The 17,722-nt window shown below is 74.8% G+C and carries 19 protein-coding genes; 10 read left to right on the top strand and 9 right to left on the bottom strand.

Going from position 1 to position 17,722, the window contains the following annotated elements:
• Window positions 1-46 precede the first annotated feature (46 nt).
• Window positions 47-1,495 carry a glycoside hydrolase family 30 protein gene (locus M3673_RS07900; RefSeq protein WP_251532868.1) on the top strand — a complete coding sequence of 483 codons (1,449 nt, stop codon included), beginning with the start codon at window positions 47-49 and terminating at the stop codon, window positions 1,493-1,495.
• 84 nt (window positions 1,496-1,579) lie between these two features.
• Window positions 1,580-1,933: a hypothetical protein gene (locus M3673_RS07905; protein ID WP_193660778.1), complete on the top strand. Its 354-nt coding sequence runs from the start codon at window positions 1,580-1,582 to the stop codon at window positions 1,931-1,933.
• 13 nt (window positions 1,934-1,946) lie between these two features.
• Here M3673_RS07905 and M3673_RS07910 read toward each other — a convergent pair whose 3' ends face one another.
• Window positions 1,947-2,534, bottom strand: a complete 588-nt coding sequence (locus tag M3673_RS07910; RefSeq protein ID WP_251532869.1) for a TetR family transcriptional regulator — start codon at window positions 2,532-2,534, stop codon at window positions 1,947-1,949.
• A 126-nt stretch (window positions 2,535-2,660) separates the two neighbouring features.
• Between M3673_RS07910 and M3673_RS07915 the strand changes: the two genes are divergently transcribed.
• Genes M3673_RS07915 through M3673_RS07925 form a run of 3 tightly spaced genes read left to right on the top strand, consistent with a single transcriptional unit; the run spans window position 2,661 to window position 5,692 of the window.
• Window positions 2,661-4,196 (top strand): MDR family MFS transporter, encoded by a 1,536-nt coding sequence (locus tag M3673_RS07915; protein ID WP_251532870.1) that lies wholly within the window; start codon window positions 2,661-2,663, stop codon window positions 4,194-4,196.
• 48 nt (window positions 4,197-4,244) lie between these two features.
• The gene (locus tag M3673_RS07920; protein WP_251532871.1) at window positions 4,245-4,931 is read left to right on the top strand and encodes a SatD family protein; all 687 of its coding nucleotides are present in this window, start codon (window positions 4,245-4,247) and stop codon (window positions 4,929-4,931) included.
• The gene (locus M3673_RS07925; protein ID WP_251532872.1) at window positions 4,928-5,692 is read left to right on the top strand and encodes a hypothetical protein; all 765 of its coding nucleotides are present in this window, start codon (window positions 4,928-4,930) and stop codon (window positions 5,690-5,692) included. Before M3673_RS07920 ends, M3673_RS07925 begins: the two co-directional genes overlap by 4 nt.
• Before the next feature lie 139 nt (window positions 5,693-5,831).
• Here the strand turns inward: M3673_RS07925 and M3673_RS07930 are convergent, their stop codons facing one another.
• Both M3673_RS07930 and M3673_RS07935 read right to left on the bottom strand, forming a co-directional pair.
• Window positions 5,832-6,350, bottom strand: coding sequence for a nucleoside deaminase (locus M3673_RS07930; RefSeq protein WP_251532873.1), 519 nt, complete (start codon window positions 6,348-6,350; stop codon window positions 5,832-5,834).
• Between the two features lie 130 nt (window positions 6,351-6,480).
• The gene (locus M3673_RS07935) at window positions 6,481-8,010 is read right to left on the bottom strand and encodes a M28 family metallopeptidase (RefSeq protein ID WP_251532874.1); all 1,530 of its coding nucleotides are present in this window, start codon (window positions 8,008-8,010) and stop codon (window positions 6,481-6,483) included.
• A 97-nt stretch (window positions 8,011-8,107) separates the two neighbouring features.
• Here M3673_RS07935 and M3673_RS07940 point away from each other — a divergent pair, with 97 nt between their 5' ends.
• Window positions 8,108-9,004, top strand: coding sequence for a CPBP family intramembrane glutamic endopeptidase (locus tag M3673_RS07940; protein WP_251532875.1), 897 nt, complete (start codon window positions 8,108-8,110; stop codon window positions 9,002-9,004).
• Here M3673_RS07940 and M3673_RS07945 read toward each other — a convergent pair.
• Entirely contained in the window at window positions 9,001-9,693 is a 693-nt protein-coding gene (locus M3673_RS07945) for a nitroreductase (RefSeq protein ID WP_228942742.1), read from the bottom strand. The genes M3673_RS07940 and M3673_RS07945 overlap by 4 nt on opposite strands.
• 131 nt (window positions 9,694-9,824) lie before the next feature.
• Between M3673_RS07945 and M3673_RS07950 the strand changes: the two genes are divergently transcribed.
• From M3673_RS07950 to M3673_RS07965, 4 genes are all read left to right on the top strand, one after another.
• On the top strand, window positions 9,825-10,724 hold the full coding sequence (locus M3673_RS07950; RefSeq protein ID WP_251532876.1) for an alpha/beta fold hydrolase: 900 nt from the start codon (window positions 9,825-9,827) through the stop codon (window positions 10,722-10,724).
• 286 nt (window positions 10,725-11,010) lie between these two features.
• Window positions 11,011-11,433, top strand: coding sequence for a hypothetical protein (locus M3673_RS07955; RefSeq protein ID WP_056864495.1), 423 nt, complete (start codon window positions 11,011-11,013; stop codon window positions 11,431-11,433).
• A complete protein-coding gene (locus M3673_RS07960; protein ID WP_251532877.1) occupies window positions 11,430-12,341 on the top strand; it encodes a hypothetical protein in 912 nt (303 codons plus the stop codon). Before M3673_RS07955 ends, M3673_RS07960 begins: the two co-directional genes overlap by 4 nt.
• A 211-nt stretch (window positions 12,342-12,552) precedes the next feature.
• Window positions 12,553-13,779, top strand: coding sequence for a glycoside hydrolase family 3 N-terminal domain-containing protein (locus tag M3673_RS07965; RefSeq protein WP_251532878.1), 1,227 nt, complete (start codon window positions 12,553-12,555; stop codon window positions 13,777-13,779).
• Window positions 13,780-13,806: 27 nt separating this feature from the next.
• Here M3673_RS07965 and M3673_RS07970 read toward each other — a convergent pair whose 3' ends face one another.
• The 5 genes from M3673_RS07970 to M3673_RS07990 are packed head-to-tail and all read right to left on the bottom strand — an operon-like array spanning window position 13,807 to window position 17,590.
• The gene (locus M3673_RS07970; protein WP_193660788.1) at window positions 13,807-14,139 is read right to left on the bottom strand and encodes a putative quinol monooxygenase; all 333 of its coding nucleotides are present in this window, start codon (window positions 14,137-14,139) and stop codon (window positions 13,807-13,809) included.
• Window positions 14,140-14,159: 20 nt separating this feature from the next.
• Entirely contained in the window at window positions 14,160-14,666 is a 507-nt protein-coding gene (locus M3673_RS07975) for a DUF1097 domain-containing protein (RefSeq protein ID WP_251532879.1), read from the bottom strand.
• A gap of 1 nt (window position 14,667) precedes the next feature.
• Window positions 14,668-15,711 carry an NAD(P)-dependent alcohol dehydrogenase gene (locus M3673_RS07980; protein ID WP_227488373.1) on the bottom strand — a complete coding sequence of 348 codons (1,044 nt, stop codon included), beginning with the start codon at window positions 15,709-15,711 and terminating at the stop codon, window positions 14,668-14,670.
• Entirely contained in the window at window positions 15,708-16,520 is an 813-nt protein-coding gene (locus tag M3673_RS07985; protein ID WP_251532880.1) for an iron-sulfur cluster assembly protein, read from the bottom strand. Before M3673_RS07985 ends, M3673_RS07980 begins: the two co-directional genes overlap by 4 nt.
• A gap of 26 nt (window positions 16,521-16,546) precedes the next feature.
• A complete protein-coding gene (locus M3673_RS07990) occupies window positions 16,547-17,590 on the bottom strand; it encodes an amidohydrolase family protein (protein WP_193660791.1) in 1,044 nt (347 codons plus the stop codon).
• Between the last annotated feature and the right edge of the window lie 132 nt (window positions 17,591-17,722).

The following is a 17,722-nucleotide window of genomic DNA, read 5'->3' on the forward strand; positions in this document are numbered from 1 at the left end:
ACTGCCCGGCACCCCCCTGACGCCGGACCCACCAGGAACGACAGCGATGACCACCGCGACCTCCACGCCCACCCCGCCCGCACGCCCCCGTCGTACGCCGCGACACGCGGCCCGCCGCGGCCTCGCCCTGCTCGTCGGGCTGGCCCTCGTCCTCCCGCTGGGCGCCGCCGCCTCCGCCCGACCGCGCGTGCCGGTGCACCCGGGAGCTAGCGTCGTCACGGTGGACCGGATGACGCTGTCGTCGGGCGCCGACGCCGCCCGCACGGTCGTGCCCGCGGCCGCGACGACCGCCCCGGCCACCGCGACGGTCACCGTCGACACCTCGCGCCGCGCGCAGGTCTGGCGCGGGGTCGGCGCCGCGCTCACCGATGCGGCCGTCGTCCAGCTCGGCGGCAACGAGACCGCCACCCGCCTGCTCTTCGACCGCGCCCGCGCCGACGGTGCACGGCTGGACTGGGTGCGACTCCCGCTGTCGTCGACCGACTTCTCCACCCGGTTGTGGACGTGGGGGTGGGACGGGCGCAGGGTGACGCCGCCCGCCGAGGCCCGGAGGGCGGTGGACTACCTGCTGACCCGGGCCCTGCCGCTCAACCCCGACCTGGAGGTCGTCGTGGCCCCCTGGTCGGCACCGGCCTCGATGAAGGACTCCCGCTCGCTGCGCGGCGGGTCGCTCCTGGTGGGCGCAGAGGCGTCCTACGCCTCGATGCTCGTGGCCCAGGCGGCCTGGCTGCGCGAACGCGGTGTGCCGGTCTCGGCGCTCAGCATCGTCAACGAGCCCGGGCACGCCAGCGACTACACGACCATGCGCATGAGCGACGAGCAGCTGGCACGGGTGGCCGCCGCGGTCGCGCCCCGGCTGCGGGCGCTCGGCGTCGACCTGTGGGCCGTGGACCACAACTGGAGCGACCGGGCGCGCGTCGACGCGGTGCTGGCGCAGGCGCCCGGCGCGCACGCCGCCGCGGCCTTCCACTGCTACGGCGGCACCCCGGACCAGATGGCCGGCCTCGCCGTGCCGTCGATCCTCACCGAGTGCACCGGCACCACCGACTCCCGGTGGGGCACCTTCCGCTGGGACTCCGCGAACCTCGTCGTGCGCAGCGTGCGGGCCGGCTCCGGCGGGCTGATGTTCTGGAACGCCGCGCTCAGCACGACCCCCGGCGTGGGTCTCGACGCCGGGTCACGGTGGGGCTGCAAGACCTGCCGCGGCGTGCTCGCCGTGGCGCCCGACCGCACGGTGACCACCGGCCCGGAGCACGCCGTGCTCGCGCAGCTGGCGCGGGCGGCCCGTCCGGGGGCGCTCAGCGTGACCAGCTCCGCCACCAGCTGGAGCGTGTGGTCCTCGGCCTTCCTGCGCCCCGACGGCACGGTCGGGGTCTACGGCTACAACGACACCGGGCAGACCCAGCTGGTGCGGGTGGTCGTCGGGGGCACGACCTCGCGGACCTACGCCGTCGAGGCCGGGGCGGTCTTCACCTGGGAGGGCACGGTCGCCTGAGCGGACCGCCGCGACCCACCAAGCGAGAACGATTCTCATGTACGGTGGAGGTGGTCGCAGTCGCGGCCCGCGAGGAGGTGCGTCATGGCCAGGACACGTCAGGACGGCGAGCCCACGGTGGCGGTGGGAGTGTGCGCGGCGGGCGCCTGCGGCGCGACGCACGCCCCCGTCCTCGAGGCGCTGCGCGCCGTCGTGAGGCGGGAGGCGGGCGCGGTGCTGGTGCGCACCGGCTGCCTGCGACCGGGCCTGTGCGCCGGCGACCGGGTCGGCGACCACAGCAGTGACCGGGCCGGCGGCACGCGGGTGTGCGTGCAGCCCTGGGCCGCCGGCGGTCGCGGCCGGCGGTGCGAGACCGTCGAGGCCGACCCGACCGTGTGCGCCCGGGTCGTCGCGTCCTGGCTGCGCTCCGAGCGCACCTGGCGGGCGATGCGCCGGTGAGGCTCAGTGAGCCTCAGTGCGCCTCGGGTCGTCCGCGCCCGTCCGCGGCGGGCCGCGCGCGGCGGAGGCAGTCCTGGAGCAGCGCGAGGTAGGCGTCCACCCCGGCGTCCTCGGGCCACGCCGCCCACGCGGTGCGGGTGGCGGCGAGCGACAGCTCCACCACCAGGGCGGCCCCGAGCGGATCGTGCGGCAGGCGGGTCGTCATCCACGCCACGAGCTGCGCGGCGAGCTGCTCGCCGAGCTCGTGGGCCCCGCGCTGCAGCTCCGGAATGTCGGCCACCAGTCGGCGGCGCACGACCATGTCGTCACGGTCGGCACGGGTCAGCCCGACCAGCACCGCGGTCAGCGCCTCCCAGGCCTCGCGCTCGACCGGCTGCTCGGCCAGGAGGTCGTCGAGGCGGCGTACGACACGGGGCGCGGGGTCGACGACCACCGCTTCCTTGGTGCGGAAGTAGTTGAAGAAGGTGCTGCGCGAGACGCCGGCGGCGCCGGCGATTTCCTCGACGCTGACCGCGTCGAAGCCGCGCTCGGCGAAGAGACGCCACGCCGCGCCGCGGATCTCCTGCCACGCCGCCTGCTTCTTGTCCTCGCGCAGACCCATCCGGGAAGTGTGGAACAAAACCGACGACGTGCAAAGTTGTACTCCGTGCAGAAAGATCCCGGGGAGGAGCGGCGCCGCGCCGTCCGCCCCCAGCCGCCGTCGCACCGCCACCGAGAGGGAAGCCTCGTGCCCGACACGCTCACCGACCCCCACGCCCCCGCCCCGGCGGACCCCGGCGCGGGCCTGCCGCCGGGTGCGGCCCGCCTGATCGCACTGCTGGTCGGCTCCGCCTTCGTGGTGATCCTCAACGAGACGATCATGAGCGTGGCCCTGCCGCGACTGATGGGGGAGTTCTCGATCGCGGCGTCGACCGCGCAGTGGATCACCACCGCGTTCCTGCTGACCATGGCCGTGGTCATCCCGGTCACCGGCTACCTCATCGGTCGCTTCTCGCTGCGCACGCTCTTCACGGTGGCCATGTCGGCGTTCACGGCCGGCACGCTGCTCGCGGCGCTGGCCCCCACCTTCGCGGTGCTGGTGCTCGCCCGGGTGGTGCAGGCCTCCGGCACCGCCATCATGATGCCGTTGCTGATCACCACGATCCTCAACCTCGTGCCGGCCGAGCGTCGCGGCCGCATGATGGGCACGATCTCCATCGTCATCTCGGTGGCTCCGGCGGTCGGCCCGACCGTGTCCGGGGTCGTGCTCGACCAGCTGAGCTGGCGATGGATGTTCTGGATCGTCCTGCCGATCGCGGTGCTCGCGCTCGGGCTCGGGCGGCTGTGGGTGCGCGACGTGGCCGAGCGCACCGCGGTGCCGGTCGACGTCGCCTCCGTCGTGCTCTCCGCCCTCGGCTTCAGCGGCCTGGTCTACGGCCTCAGCAGCATCGGCGAGAGCGCCTCGGGCGACGCCCCGGTCTCGCCCTGGGTGCCCCTCGGAGCCGGCCTCGTGGCCCTCGGCCTGTTCGTGCACCGGCAGCTGCGCCTGGGGGAGCGGGCGCTGCTCGACCTGCGGGCCTTCGGGTCGCGGGCCTTCGCCGTCGCCGTCGCCCTCGTCGTGGTGGCGATGATGGCGCTCTTCGGCACCCTCATCCTGCTGCCCATCTTCCTGCAGGACGTCCTGGGCCTCTCCACGCTGCGCACCGGCCTGGTCCTGCTGCCCGGCGGTGTCGTCATGGGCCTCATGGCACCGGTCGTCGGTCGGGTCTTCGACCGGGTGGGCCCGCGTCCCCTGGTGCCGCCGGGCGCGGTGGTGGCCAGTGCGGCGCTGTGGCTGATGAGCACCTTCGACCAGGGCACCGCCACGGCCACCGTCGTGGGCGCCCACGTGCTGCTGAGCATCGGCATCGCGCTCATGTTCACGCCGCTGCTGACCTCCGCGCTGGGCTCGCTGCCCCCGCACCTCTACTCCCACGGCAGCGCCATCGTGAGCACGGTGCAGCAGGTGGCCGGCGCAGCGGGTACGGCGCTCTTCGTGACGGTGATGACCCGTGGCGCCACGCGGGCCGCCGAGGGCGGGGCTCCCGCCGCGGCCGCCACGGCGTCAGGCGTGCAGGACTCCCTGCTCTGGGGAGGCGTGGTCTCGGCGGTGGCCGTGCTGCTCTCACTGCTCGTGCGCACGCCTGCGACCGCAGCGTCCGCACCGGAGGCGACGGCCGAGCCCGGCACGGACCGGAGCCGGGCGGGCGAGCGTGGGAGCGACGAGACCACCTCGGTCGGCTGATCCAGATCATGGCTTAACTTCGGTCTAGTTCAGCGATATGCTTGACCAATGGTGCAGCTCTTCACCCTCATCGGCGACGTCGTCGGCTCCCGCGACCTGCCCGACCGCGGTGCGGCCCAGCGGCGCATCGTCGAGGTGCTCGCCGAGGTCTCCCGTGCCCTGACCCCGGCGCAGCGCCTCGAGGCGACCGTGGGCGACGAGCTCCAGGGAGCCTTCACGACCCTGGCCGACGCGGTGCTGGCCACCGCCCTGGTGCGCCTGGCCCTGCTGCCCGACGTCGACGTGCGCTGCGGCCTGGGCCACGGCGAGGTCACGGTCTACGACGACCAGCGCACCCCGCTGCTCCAGGACGGGCCGGGCTGGTGGGCCGCACGCGAGGCCCTCGACGTGCTGGGACGCCCGCGCCGCGCCTCCAGTCGCACCTGGTACGACGCCGGGGCCGGCGGCACCCACGCCGGCCCGGTCAACGCCTTCCTGCTCACCCGCGACGCGCTGCTCGACCGCCTCGGCGACCGCGGCCGCAGCCTGGCGCTCGCGGCGCTCCAGGGCCGCTCCCAGGCGGAGATCGCCGCCGACCAGGGCATCTCGCGGTCGGCGGTCAGCCAGCAGTTCGCCCGCGGTGTCGGTGCGCTGCGCGATGCTCACCTCAGCTTCGCGGCGGGAGGGACCGAGGCGGACTCAGGGGCGGGATCGGCGACGGGGCCGGCGAGGGCCGGTCGGGAGGAGCAGCGGTGAGCCTGGTGCTGGTGGGGCTGTGGCTGGTGGGCCTGGGGGGCTGCGACCTCGGTCGCCCCTCCCACGACCTCCTCAGCCGCGGTCGGCTGCTCGGCTGCCTCGTCGCGGGTCTCGCGCCGCTGCTGGTCGGGCTGGTGCTCCTCGACCTCGGGGCGGGCGAGGTCGTCGCCCTCTTCCTCCTGCTGGCCGTCGCGCTCGTGGTGTGGCTGCTGGCGTCGGCGCGGGCGATGGACGTGGACCTCCCCGCCCGGTCGCGCTCGCGCGCGCGGGTGGTCGCCTTCGCGGCGCCGGTGGCCGGCGCCGCCGTCGCCGTGCTGGGGGTGCAGCTGGTGGGCTCGGAGCCGGTCTGGCCCGCCCGCCTGGACGCCACGCTCCTCGCGCGCTGGCCCGCCGCCGACCTCCTGGTCGCCACCGGTGTGGTGCTCGCGCAGCTGGTGACGGCCAACATCCTGGTCCGCCTCCTGCTCGACGCCGTCGGCGTGCCCGCGACCTCGGGGGAGAAGCAGCTCAAGGGCGGGCGCGTGCTGGGCCCGATGGAGCGCGTCTTCCTGACCGGCCTGGGAGCGCTGGGCGAGCTCACCGCGGCCGCCATCGTCGTGGCGGCCAAGGGGCTGCTGCGGTTCCCCGAGCTGCAGCGCGCCCAGCGCGACCCGGGGCTGCCCGCCGACGGGCCGAGCGACGTGACCGAGTACTTCCTCATCGGCAGCTTCGCCAGCTGGTTGCTCGCCCTCGGCGGCGCCGCACTGATCCACCTGGCCTGATCCGCCTGGCTCGATCCGCCTGGCTCGATCCGCCTGGCTCGATCCGCCTGGCTCGATCCGCCTGGTCTGATCCGCCCGGCCCGATCCGCCTGCCTGTCAAGCCTGAGGCTTCACTGCGTCGGAGTGAAGGCAGACGGCCTCAGCCGTGGCGCTCCGACCAGGCACGGAACGGCGCGGTCGGGTCCTCGAGCGCCACCTGGGCCGAGGGCAGGCTGCGGTCCGCGGGCTCCCGGGCGTACTCGTCGTAGAAAGTCGCCAGGGTCATCCAGCGCCCACCGTCCTCGTAGTGCTCGCCCTCCTGCTCGCGGGTCGCGCCGAAGAGCACCCGGTCGGGTGCGGCGTAGTAGAGCGCGCCGAGGCACATGGGGCAGGGGTAGGCGGTGACGTAGACGTCGCAGCCCTCGAGGTCGGAGCGCCCCCGGGCGGCGAGGTCGCGGATCGCGGTGATCTCGGCGTGGGCGGTCGGGTCGCCGGACTGGGCCACCTGGTTGGCCGCCTCCACGACCACCTCGCCCGTCGCGGCGTCGACCACCACGCAGGCGAAGGGCTTGCCGCCCTGGTCGACGTTGAGCAGCGCGAGCTCGACGGCGCGCTGCGCGTGGCGCGGGTCGTGGCCGGCGTCCGCCCCGGTGGGCGCGTCGCGGTGGGGTGCGGTCACGAGGACTCCTGCGGGTCGTGGTGGGGCGGCCGGGGACGGCCGCGCGGGTGAGGTGCCACACCACCACGGCCCGCAGGGGCCTGCGCTCACCCGGGCGGACCGGCTTGCCGGGGCGCCTGCGGGAGACCGGTCAGGCGGGGGCGGGGAACGGGAACACCGCGGGGCTGCGGTGGCCGTCGGGCCCCACGGCGCGCACCCCGAGCACGACGTTGTCCTTCGACAGGTCCAGGGTCGCGCTCGTGCCCCGCACCGCGACGACGTGCTGCCACAGCGGCTCGGGGGTCGGGCGCCACACGACCTCGTACGACGCGGTCTCGCCCGACCCGGGCGACCAGCTCAGGGTGCTGTCGTTGGTCAGCGCGGTGGTGTCCACCACCACGTCGCGCGGCACGCCCGGGGCCTGGGCCAGCGACCACAGGGCGGCGGCGTTGACCCGGGTGACGCCGGCGATGTAGTCCATGTCGCAGAAGCGCACCAGGTCGCCGTACTGCACGCCGTCCTCGACCCGCACGTCCTGGTGCTGGTGGGCGAAGTCCTCGGCCGGCTCGGTGAAGCGGGCCGCGGGGTAGCCCGCCTCGAGGAAGGGTCGGTGGTCGCCGCCGCGCAGGTAGCGGTCGAGGCGGTAGACCAGGCGCACCTCCATGCCGGTCAGGCGCGGGTCGGCGACCTCGGCGACGAAGCGGCCGAGCTGGCGCGTGGGGGAGTCGTTCTCCCCGCCGATCGAGAGCCGGGTCGCGGCGCGCGCCTCGTCCTCGCTCGTCGGCACGCCCTGCACGAAGAGCCGCACGCTGCGCCGGTCGCGCTCGCCGTCGTCGGCGCGGCTGCTGCCGACGATGTCGTCGGTGAACATGCCCTGGACGTCGGCGCCCTCCTCGGTGAGCTGGCGGGCCAGGAACGTGGAGCCGTAGAGGCCCTGCTCCTCGCCGGCCACGGCCGCGAAGAGGATGGTCGCGGCCGGGCGCCGGGTGGCCATGATGCGGGCGAGCTCCATGGCCACGGCCACGCCGCTGGCGTCGTCGTCGGCGCCGGGGGCGTCGGAGGTGGCGTCCATGACGTCGGTGGCACGCGAGTCGTAGTGACCGGAGACGACGTAGACCCTTCCGGGATCCGAGGAGCCCTCCAGACGCGCCACGACGTTGCTGATCCGGGTCGGCGCGGGGATGCGCGAGGCCGGCTCCTGCACGTACGACGGGACCGTGACGCTCATCCGCCCGCCCGAGCGCGCTGCGTAGCGGCGCATCTCGGCGGCGATCCAGTCGCGGGCCGCGCCGATGCCGCGCTCGGGGTCGTCCTGGCTCGACAGGGTGTGCCGGGTGCCGAAGGACCCCAGCTTCTCCACGATGGCACGGATCCGGTCGGGGTCGACCTCGGCCATGATCGCGCGCAGCTCGCGGTCGGCGCGCTGGGCGCGCAGCGGGCGCCCGGGCCCGTCGGGCCACTCGGCGGTGTCGAGGACGCCCGACGGGCCGGGTCCCCGACCGGGGCCGGCCGCGGCGGCGGACCCGCGGGAGACCGTGGCGCCGACGGCCCCGGCGGCCAGCGCCCCCGAGCCGCCGAGCAGCCGGCGCCGGGTGGTGGCGGGGGGAGGAGAGGCCGGGTGGGGCGACGCCGTGGTGTCGCTGCCGGGGGCCTGGGACGAGGGGTGTGCGGGGTCGTGCATGGGTGTGCTCCCGTTCCGAGTAGACGAGGTGCGTGCCGTCCACCCTGCCACGCCGGCTCTCAGCCGCCCCTCACCTGCGGGTGGCAGGCTGGCGTCCGTGGCGACGCACACCGACGGGTCCGGCCCGTCCCCCGACCCCGCCCGTGGGCCCGCCCCCGACCCCCGCGGCCGGGCCGCCCGGGCCGCCGAGGTGCCCGGCTCGACCGCCGTGCCGGCGCCGCAGAGCCCGGGAGGGCTGCTGAGCCGCCGGCTGCTGCTCGTCGAGCTGGTCGTGGTGCTGGCGCTCTCGCTGGGGCGCTCGGCCGTCTACTCGGTGGTCAACCTGCTCGAGGCGGCGACCGCCCCCGGGGGGCTCGCGGGCCAGACGGCGTCGATGAACGGCTCCTACGCCCCGCAGCGACCGTGGTTCGACCTGGTCTACCAGCTGCTGGCCTTCGGCTTCTCGCTCGTGCCGGTGCTGCTGGCGGGCTACCTCCTGGTGCGCTCCGGCGCTGGCCTGCGCGAGCTGTGGGCCCGCGGGGGAGCGTGGCTGACCGGGCTCGACCTCGCGCGCGGCGCCGCGATCGCCGCCGGCGTCGGGTCGGTCGGGGTCGCCTTCTACCTCGTGATGCACGCCCTGGGCCTGAGCCTCACCGTGGTGCCGGACAACCTGCCCGACGTGTGGTGGCACATCCCCGTGCTGGTGCTCTCGGCGCTGGAGAACGCCATCGTGGAGGAGGTGCTGGTCCTCGGCTACGTGCTGGTGCGGCTGCGTCAGCTGGGCCTGGGCGACCTGACGGCGATCGTCGTGGCCGCCGTGCTGCGGGGGAGCTACCACCTCTACCAGGGCCTCGGCGGCTTCGTGGGCAACCTCGTCATGGGCCTGCTCTTCGGCTGGCTCTACCGCCGGTGGGGCCGGGTGATGCCGCTGGTGGTGGCCCACACCCTGCTCGACATCGGCGCCTTCGTCGGCTACGCCGTGCTCGCCGGGCAGGTGTCCTGGCTGCCGACCTAGGAGTGGTGCGCAGCCCCGTCGAGACTCGTGACGCGCGTGACGACCTCCTCCAGCGGGGCCCGCGTGGTGCGGTAGGACGCCGTGGGGTGCCCGGGGTCGGGGTGGCCGAAGGAGATGCCGCAGACCACGCGGCGGTCCTCGGCCAGGTCGAGCACCTCGTGCAGCAGCGGCGACTGCCCCGCCAGGGCGGCCTGGGCGCAGGCGCCGAGGCCGAGGGCGTGGGCCGCGAGCAGGAAGGTCTGCACGTAGAGCCCGCAGTCGACCGCGCCGTAGGTGCCGAGCTCGGCGGCGGTCGTCACGACGGCGACGTGGGGCGCGCCGAAGAGCTCGAAGTTGCGCAGCCCCTCGGCGAAGGAGCGCTCCCGGTCGCCCTTGGCGATCCCGACGGCGTCGTAGAGCTGCCAGCCGCTCTCGCGTCGTCGCGCCTGCCGCTCCTCGGTGTAGGTCTCCGGGAAGGGGAAGTCGCTGCCGGCGCCGTCGAAGGAGGCGAGCATGCGCGCGCTCAGCGCACGTGCGGCGTCGCCGGAGACCACGTGCACCTGCCAGGGCTGGGTGTTGCACCACGACGGCGTGCGCTGCGCGGCGAGCAGCAGCCGCTCGACCACCGCGTCGTCGACGGGGTCGGGCAGGTAGCCGCGGCAGCTCCACCGCTCGGCGAGGATGCGCTCCAGGACGTCGATGTCGCTCATGGGCGTCATCATGGCACTGTCCGTGACAGCGCTGCTGTCACGGTCGGGGGTGTGGCGTCGTCGCGGGCCGGGCGGCCACGGCCCCGCGGTCGTCGGTGGTGACCCCCGCGTCGGGATGCCATGCTCGGCCCATGAGCGCCTTCGACGCGTCGACCACGGTGGTCGTCGACGACCCCGACCACGGCCCGATCGAGCTCGACGTCCACCTCGCCGGGCCCGCCGACGGCGTGCCGGTGCTCCTGCTGCACGGCTTCCCGCAGTCGGCGCGCAGCTGGGACCGGGTCGTCGAGCGTCTCGCCGGGCACGGCCTGCGCCTCGTGGCGCCCGACCAGCGCGGCTACTCCCCGGGGGCCCGGCCCGCCGCGGTGGCGGCGTACGCCGTGCCGCGCCTGGTCGCCGACGTGCTGGCGGTGGCCGACGCCCTGGACACGGGCCCCTTCCACCTGGTCGGCCACGACTGGGGCGCCTCGGTCGCGTGGGCGCTCGCCGCGCGGCACCCCGAGCGGCTGCGCACGCTGACCGCGCTCTCGGTGCCCCACCTCGCGGCCTTCGGGGCGGCCCTGCGCGAGGACCCCGAGCAGCAGCGCCGCTCGGCCTACATCCGGGTCTTCCGCGAGCCTGGCCGCGGCGAGGCCTCTCTGCTCGACGACGACGCCCGCGGGCTGCGCGCGCTCTACGGCGGCGCGGTCGCCGCGCCCGACGTGGAGGCCTACGTCGGCCTGATGCGCTCGGGCGCCCTCACCCCGGCGCTGGGGTGGTACCGCGCCATGGACGGCGACCTCGCCGCCACCCCGCCGGTCACGGTGCCGACGACGTTCCTGTGGGGAGCCGACGACCTGGCCACCTCACCCACCGCGGCGCAAGCGTGCGGGTCCCACGTGCGCGCCGACTACCGCTTCGTCGCGCTCGAGGGTGCCTCGCACTGGACGCCCGACGAGTGCCCCGACCAGGTGGCCAGCGCCGTGCTCGACCGGGTGCTGGACCGGGTGCCGGCGCAGGCTCCGCAGGAGGACCGGGACCGCGAGGCCTGATCCCCTCACCCCGAAGGACCGGATCCGCGCGAGCCCCTGGCGCGGCCGGCGACGGGGTGGTCTTCTGTAAGGGCCCTACAGGCTCACACCTGGCGGGTGATGGATCACCCGCATCTCCGGGTGAACCTAGGGCTGCCTGCTGCCTCTGAGCGTTCCCGCTTTCGGGGGGAGCAGGTTGCGACAAGCACCCCCCGGGACCCGTCCCGGGGGGTGTTTCCCGTCCCGGTGCCCCGACCGGGCGGCCGCGCCCGGCGCGGCGCCGGCGCCGGTGGTCCAGAATCGGGGCATGAGGTTCACCGAGCACGAGATGACCGTCGCGGTCGACGCCGTCGCGCGCAGGCTGTGGTCGGCGACGCGCCCGCCCTGGGGCCGTGGCGACCTCGCGACCGCCTGGGCCCGGCTGCCGCGGGAGAGGAGCTACCGCGCCAAGGTCGCCGCGGGCGACGTCGTGCTCCCGGTGCTCACCGCGCTGCCCGAGCGCCCCACGGTCGGCAGCCGGCCGGTCTTCAGCGACGCCGAGCTCGCCGAGGCGGCCGAGCGCGCCACCGGCGAGCTCATGGAGCACCGACGACCGGGCGCGTGGGACCGGCTGTCCGAGCGGCGCAGGCGGCGCCTGGTGAGCGGTGCCGTCGACCTGACGCGGGCCGCGCTGGAGGCCATGCCGGTGCGCCAGGACCCCGACGCGCTGATCGTGCCCGACCACCTGTGAGGCACGCGGTCGGGCGCGAGCGCCCGTGGCTCGCGTCGGTGGTGGTGTCGCTCGTGCTGGGCGCCGCCACGGGCTGCGCCGACGGGGCTCCCGGCCCGGGCGCACCCTCGCCGGGTGACGCGGCCTCGGCCCGGCCGGTCGGGTCGGCGCCCTGGCCCGACGGGCTGGCGGCCTACGTCGACCAGTCCCGCCTCGAGCGGCAGGGCCGCGAGGTGTTCGTGCGCCTGGTGGACTCCACCGACCACGAGCTGACCGCGCTGCGGGCCGAGGTGGGCTCCGAGCGCTTCGCCACCACGACCTGGACCGGGGAGAAGACCTTCCTCAACGAGGCCGACCTGCCCGTCGCCCTGCCGCTCGCACGCTGCGGCACGGGATCGGACGCCACGGTGAGGCTCACCTACCGCGTCGACGGCGGCCCACCGGTGGAGTCGACGACCACCGCCGAGGACCGGTACGGCGCGGTCGGGCTCTTCCTCGACCGCGACTGCGCGGCGCAGCGGCTCGCCGACGCGGCCGACCTCGAGGTGGGCGAGCCGCGGGTGGTGGGCCGCGGGCGGGGCTCGGTGCTGGAGCTCGACGTGACGCTGCGCCCCACCGGCGCAGCGCACCCCGCGACGGTGTTCCGCGGATTCGAGGACACGGTGCTCTTCCGCCAGGCCGAGGGGTCGGCCTCGGTCGGCTCGGGGGTGCGGGTGCGCCTGGCCACCGGGCCGCCCGAGCAGGTGCGGCTGCGGCTCGTGCCGAGCCGCTGCGACCCCCACGCGCTGGCCGAGGACAAGGTCGGCACCCTGGTCGGCGTGCGGGTGGGCGGCCCGGGGCTGCCCGCGGCGGCGTCGTTCTACCTGCCGCTGCCCGACGCCACCCGCGCGGCGCTGCGGGGCTTCTTCGCCACCCATTGCGGGCTCTGAGGCCCCCGCGGTTAGCCTCGGCCGGGTGCTGCGTCCTCCCTCCACCTCCCGTCCCAGGGCCTCCCGCCCCTCCACGGCCCGGCACCCGCGGCCGCCCGCGCGCCCGGCGGGCCTGTGTGCGCTGGCGCTGAGCGCCCTCGTGCTGGCGGGCTGTGGTGCCACCGGCACCCCGACGGGGCCGGCCGGCAGCGCCGGGACACCGGGCACCACGGTGCCCTCCAGCGCGTCCACCGCGTCCGACGCGGCCGGCGACGTCTCCTCGGAGGACTCGGCGGAGCCCACCGGATGGGGCCCGACCCTCGGCGAGGTCGAGCAGGCCCGTGCGCTGGTCACGGGGTGGGACGCCGAGCGGCTCGCCGGCCAGGTCGTCGTGGGCCGCTACGCCGGCACCGACCCGGAGGTCGCGGCCGACCTCGTGGCCGAGCACCATCTGGCGGGGGTGTCGGTGACGGCCGAGAACGTCGTCGACGCCGCGCAGGTGAGGGCCACCACCGCGGCCGTCGAGGCGGCCGTGAGCGCCGACGGCCGAGACTTCCCGCCGGTCGTCGGCGTCGACCAGGAGGGCGGGCTGGTCTCCCACCTCTCCGGGGTGGCCACCGACTTCCCGGCCTTCGCCGCGGCGGGCGACGCGGTGGCCGCGGGGGAGAAGCCGGGTCGTGCCGTGGTGCGCGCCGCCGCCGACGCGCTGGCCATGGAGCTGCGCGGTCTCGGCTTCACCTGGGTCTTCGCCCCGGTCGCCGACGTCACGATCGGCGCCGGCGACCCGACCATCGGCTCGCGCTCGCCGTCGACCGACCCCGCCACGGCCGCCCTCGCGGTGGCGGCCGCGGTGGCGGGCTACGACCGGGCCGGCGTCGTCTCGACCCCCAAGCACTTCCCCGGCCACGGCGCCGTGGGCGTCGACAGCCACGTCGCGCTGCCGGAGCTCGACGTGAGCATGGCCGAGCTGGCCGACCGTGACCTGCGCCCCTTCGCCAAGGCGGTGCTGCACGAGGCACCGTCGATCATGGTCAGCCACGTCGCCGTCGACGCGGTCGCCCCCGGGGTGCCGGCGAGCCTGGCACCGGAGACCTACGACCTGCTGCGCGAGGAGCTCGGCTTCGAGGGCGTCGCCATCACCGACTCCCTGGGCATGGGCGCGGTGGCCGGGCGCGAGGAGCCTGCGGTGAGCGCGCTCGCGGCGGGCGCCGACCTGCTGCTGATGCCCGCCGACACCGCCCGCACCCACCGCACCCTGACCCGGGCCATCGAGGAGGGTCGCCTGTCGCGCGAGCGGGTCGAGGAGGCCGCGTCCCGGGTCGTCGCGGTCCAGCTGTGGCAGCAGCGGGTCGCCGGCGCGCGGCCGGTGCCGGTGGACGCCGCAGGTGCCCCCGACCTCGACGCCCTCGCCGACACCGCGGCCGCGGCCGCCGAGGAGCTGGCGGCCGCGGCCGGGTGAGTGTCGCCCCTGCGGGGGACGGGACGTCTAGGTGGCCTCGGCGGGCACCCTCATCTCGCCCAGCTCCACCCACTCACGGTCCTCGACGACGACGCCGAGGATCGTGGGGGTCTGCTGCAGGTACGCCGGGAGCGTGCGCTGGGCCTCCTGGAAGTGCGCCGAGCCGACGTGGTCGGCGGCCGCGTCCTCGCGGAACGCCCCCAGCAGCAGGTACTGGCACGGGTCGTCGACGTCGCGCGACCAGTGGAACCACAGGCAGCCGGGCTCGGCGCGGGTCGCCTCGGTGAAGGCCCGCGCGATCTCGGGCCAGTCGTCGGCGTGCTCGGGACGCACCGTGAAGCGCGCCGTGTTGTGGATCATGTGTCTCTCCTGGGGACGGGTCAGGCCGGCGCCGGGGCGCCGGGGGTGGGGCCGGCAGCGGGACGCACCCCGCTGCCGCGGTGGTCGACGGCTGCCTGGATGCGAGCGCCGAGCAGGGCCGAGACCAGACCGAGGGCGGCTCCGGCGAGGATCGCGACGAGGCTCCCGGTGAGGTCGAAGGCGGAGCCGAAGAAGACGGCCGTGCCGGCGAAGGCCCCCGGGATGAACGACAGCACCGACCAGGCGGACTCGACGCAGAGGATGAAGCCGACCACGGTCACCGAGAGCGCGAGCACCCAGGTGGCGGAGTCCAGCTCCAGCACGAGGCTGATGACGTAGCCCCAGGCCAGGCCGGCCAGGTTGGCGGCCAAGCCCTTGCGCAGCCCCTCGGTGCCGCCGCCGGCGGCGAAGAAGCAGGCCCAGGCGACGAAGGCGATCCAGGTGATCAGTCCGGCCTCGACGCTGACCCAGGTCCACGCCCCGGCCAGCAGGCCCACGGAGACACCGATGCCCAGCAAGCTCTTCACGTCAGATCCCCTCGGGCGTGAGGATGGCCCGACCGCGCACGCGCCCGGCGTCGAGGTCGTCGATGGCGCTCTGGAAGTCGTCGAGGGCGTACTTCTGGGTGTGCAGCGTGACGTCGCCGCGGGCGGCGAGGGCCATCAGGTCGCACAGGTCGTTGTAGGACCCGACCAGGTTGCCGATGATGTTCTTCTCCGAGGAGATCAGGTCGATGGTCGGCACGTCGATGTTCTCGCCGTAGCCCACCACGTGGTAGTCGCCGGCCTGGCGGGTCATCGCCAGGCCCTCGGCGGTCGACCCGTTCTCGCCGACGAAGTCGACGACCACCTCGGCGCCGTGCCCGCCGGTGAGGTCGAGCACCTCCTCCACCTGGCGGCCCTCGGCGACGACGCCGTGGTCGGCGCCGATGGTGAGGGCCAGCTTGAGCGCGTCGGGGTTGCGGTCGACGACGATCAGCTCGGCCGGGCTCAGCGCCTTGAGCACCTGGATGCCGATGTGGCCCAGTCCGCCGGCGCCGATGACGACGCAGCGGTCGCGCGGGGTGAGCCGGCGGGCGGCCTTGGCCGCCGCGTGGTAGGCGGTGAGGCCGGCGTCGGCGAGGGCGGCCACGTCGGAGGGCTCGAGCGAGTCGTCGATGCGCACGACGCTGCGCGCCGTGGTCCTGAGGTACTCCGCGTAGCCGCCGTGGGTGTCGATGCCCGGGAACTGGCTGGTCTCGCAGTGCACGTCGTCGCCCGAGCGGCAGGCCCGGCACAGCCCGCAGGTGACGAGCGGGTGCATGATCACCTTGTCGCCCTCGGCGACGTGGGTGACCGCGCTGCCGACCGCCTCCACCCAGCCGGCGTTCTCGTGGCCGATCGTGTAGGGCAGCTGCACCTGGGACTTCTCGGCCCACTGGCCCTCGAGGATGTGCAGGTCGGTGCGGCACACCCCGGCGCCCCCGATGCGCACGACGACGTCGAAGGGGCCGGTGGGCTCGGGCTTGGGGACCTCGGTCATCTGCAGGTCCTGGTGGTAGCCGACCACCTGGACGGCGCGCATCGTGCTCATGCGGAGAGCTCCTTCGTGCTGGTGGTGGGACGGGTGGTGATCTCGGTGAGCGGCACGAACGTCCGGTCGGGGTCGGGTCGCGCGCTCTGGTCGGCCTCGGAGCCGGGGTAGCGGGTGGCGAGCAGGCCGCGGCAGAAGTGGGCGTTGCCGTCGATGGAGATGCGCGTCGAGCGGGCCCGGCGCAGCGCCATCGGCACGTCGCCCTCGGCGTACGGCGTGCCGTGCGCGTCGACGAGCACCGGCGAGGCCGGGTCGGTGTCCAGCCCGATCTCGCTCCTGCGGCGCAGCAGCGAGCGGGTGACCTCGTCGTCGGGGAGGTCGCCGAGCACGACGTCGCCGACGCGGGCCTCCTCGAGGTCGCTGCGCGAGCGCAGCAGACCGGTCAGGGCCCGCTCCATCGCGGCGGTGTGGGCCTTGCGCCGGAAGGTCTCGCGCAGCTCGTCGAGGTCCTGCTCGGCCTCGTGGCGGAACGTGCCGCGGTAGCCCGCGTCGGTGGCGAGGCCGGCGTTGATGATCGTCGAGTCGTGGTGGTCGTCGAGCTCGACGACCACCCGCCCGACGCCGGGCAGCGCGCTGACCGCGTCCTTGGCGTCCGAGGCCATGAGGTAGGCGAAGTTGGGCGAGCAGAAGGACGTGGGCAGCCGCAGGTGGACGGTGACGTCGGTGGGCCCGCCCGCGCCGACCTCGACACTGCGCACGAAGCCCAGGTCGGTGATCGGCTCGTCGAGCTCGGGGTCGATGACGACGTCCATGGCCCGGCGGACGCGCTCCTCGTCGAGCCCGGCCCCCGGAGGGGGGTCGAGCCGCACGCGCGTGGTCAGGGTCGCGGGCGCCATCACACGGCCGCCAGGTCGGCCCGCTCGGGCTGGCGCGGGCCGGTCGCGGTCTCGTCGGCGTCGGGCAGCCGCAGTCGCGCGGGCACCTCGAGGTCGTAGAGCTTGGCGGCGTTGAGGCCGAGGATCTTCTTCTTCTGCTCCAGGGTGATCGGGGCGTACTCGCCGAGCTCCTCGGGGATCTGGAAGTCCACGAACGACTCCACCAGCCACTTCGGGGTCCAGATGGCGTAGTCGCTGGAGAAGAGGATCCGGTCCTCCCCGATCCAGTAGAGGAGCTCGCCCATGATCTGGGCGAAGTACTTCGGCCGGGTGTGGATGAACGGCATCGCGACCGCGAGCCCGCCGTAGACGTTGGGCTCCTGGGTGGCGATCCAGCAGAAGTCCTCCAGGCGGGGCAGGCCCACGTGCTCGACGATGAAGTTGAGGTCGGTGAAATCGCTGGCGATGTGGTCGATGTCGGCCACGTCGAAGGCGTCGCGGTCGAGCGGACGGATCGTGGGGCCCTTGTGCACGTGGATGTTGCGGATGCCCAGTTCCCGGCACGCCTCGAAGTAGCGCACCGCCCACGGGTCGTCGAGCTTCCAGCCGCGTGAGTCGCCGTGCCACTCGGCGGTGTAGAGCTTCACGCCCTTGAGGCCGTACTTCTCGGCGTCGGCGTGGAGCTGCTCGAGGCCCTGCTCGCCGTTGCGCGGGTCGAAGTTGTGGTTGTAGGTGAGCTTGTCGGGGTGGGCCTGGGCGAGGGCGAAGGCCTCCTCGGACTGGCCGAAGCCGGTGTTGTAGAACTCCTTGAGGTAGGCCGGCTGGAAGATCGCGTGGTCGGCGTAGCCGTCGGTGAAGACGTCCTTCATCAGCCGCTCGCCGCCCTGGTAGAGGTACTCCTCGTAGCCCCACTGCTCCGACTCGGGGCTGAGGTTGCGGTGGTAGTCGTAGAAGCAGTCGATGAACTGCTTGCCGTGGATGTTGCGCTGGTTCTCCGGCCGCGCGTCCCACAGCGCGATGTGCGCGTCGACGATGTAGAAGTCCTCACCGTTCTTGCTGTACATGCTCGATCCCCTCTGGACGGGTGACGGGTGTCACACCTGGTCTGGCTCGACCGTAGGCAGCCGGCGGGGGTGTCGCCGAGGGGTGCCGTGTCTCAATCTGAGACAGCGGGGCATGCCGTGGGCGGCGTCCCC

This window comes from Nocardioides sp. P86 (assembly GCF_023712465.1).
GTDB classification, from domain to species: domain Bacteria; phylum Actinomycetota; class Actinomycetes; order Propionibacteriales; family Nocardioidaceae; genus Nocardioides; species Nocardioides kribbensis.

Excerpts from the sequence above, each read along its gene's own strand:
- M3673_RS07900 (WP_251532868.1), top strand. The coding sequence starts at position 47 with ATGACCACCGCGACCTCCACGCCCACCCCGCCCGCACGCCCCCGTCGT.
- M3673_RS07980 (WP_227488373.1), bottom strand. The coding sequence starts at position 15,711 with ATGAGCACGATGCGCGCCGTCCAGGTGGTCGGCTACCACCAGGACCTG.
- M3673_RS07905 (WP_193660778.1), top strand. The coding sequence starts at position 1,580 with ATGGCCAGGACACGTCAGGACGGCGAGCCCACGGTGGCGGTGGGAGTG.
- M3673_RS07910 (WP_251532869.1), bottom strand. The coding sequence starts at position 2,534 with ATGGGTCTGCGCGAGGACAAGAAGCAGGCGGCGTGGCAGGAGATCCGC.
- M3673_RS07955 (WP_056864495.1), top strand. The coding sequence starts at position 11,011 with ATGAGGTTCACCGAGCACGAGATGACCGTCGCGGTCGACGCCGTCGCG.
- M3673_RS07935 (WP_251532874.1), bottom strand. The coding sequence starts at position 8,010 with ATGCACGACCCCGCACACCCCTCGTCCCAGGCCCCCGGCAGCGACACC.
- M3673_RS07970 (WP_193660788.1), bottom strand. The coding sequence starts at position 14,139 with ATGATCCACAACACGGCGCGCTTCACGGTGCGTCCCGAGCACGCCGAC.
- M3673_RS07920 (WP_251532871.1), top strand. The coding sequence starts at position 4,245 with ATGGTGCAGCTCTTCACCCTCATCGGCGACGTCGTCGGCTCCCGCGAC.
- M3673_RS07950 (WP_251532876.1), top strand. The coding sequence starts at position 9,825 with ATGAGCGCCTTCGACGCGTCGACCACGGTGGTCGTCGACGACCCCGAC.
- M3673_RS07990 (WP_193660791.1), bottom strand. The coding sequence starts at position 17,590 with ATGTACAGCAAGAACGGTGAGGACTTCTACATCGTCGACGCGCACATC.
- M3673_RS07945 (WP_228942742.1), bottom strand. The coding sequence starts at position 9,693 with ATGAGCGACATCGACGTCCTGGAGCGCATCCTCGCCGAGCGGTGGAGC.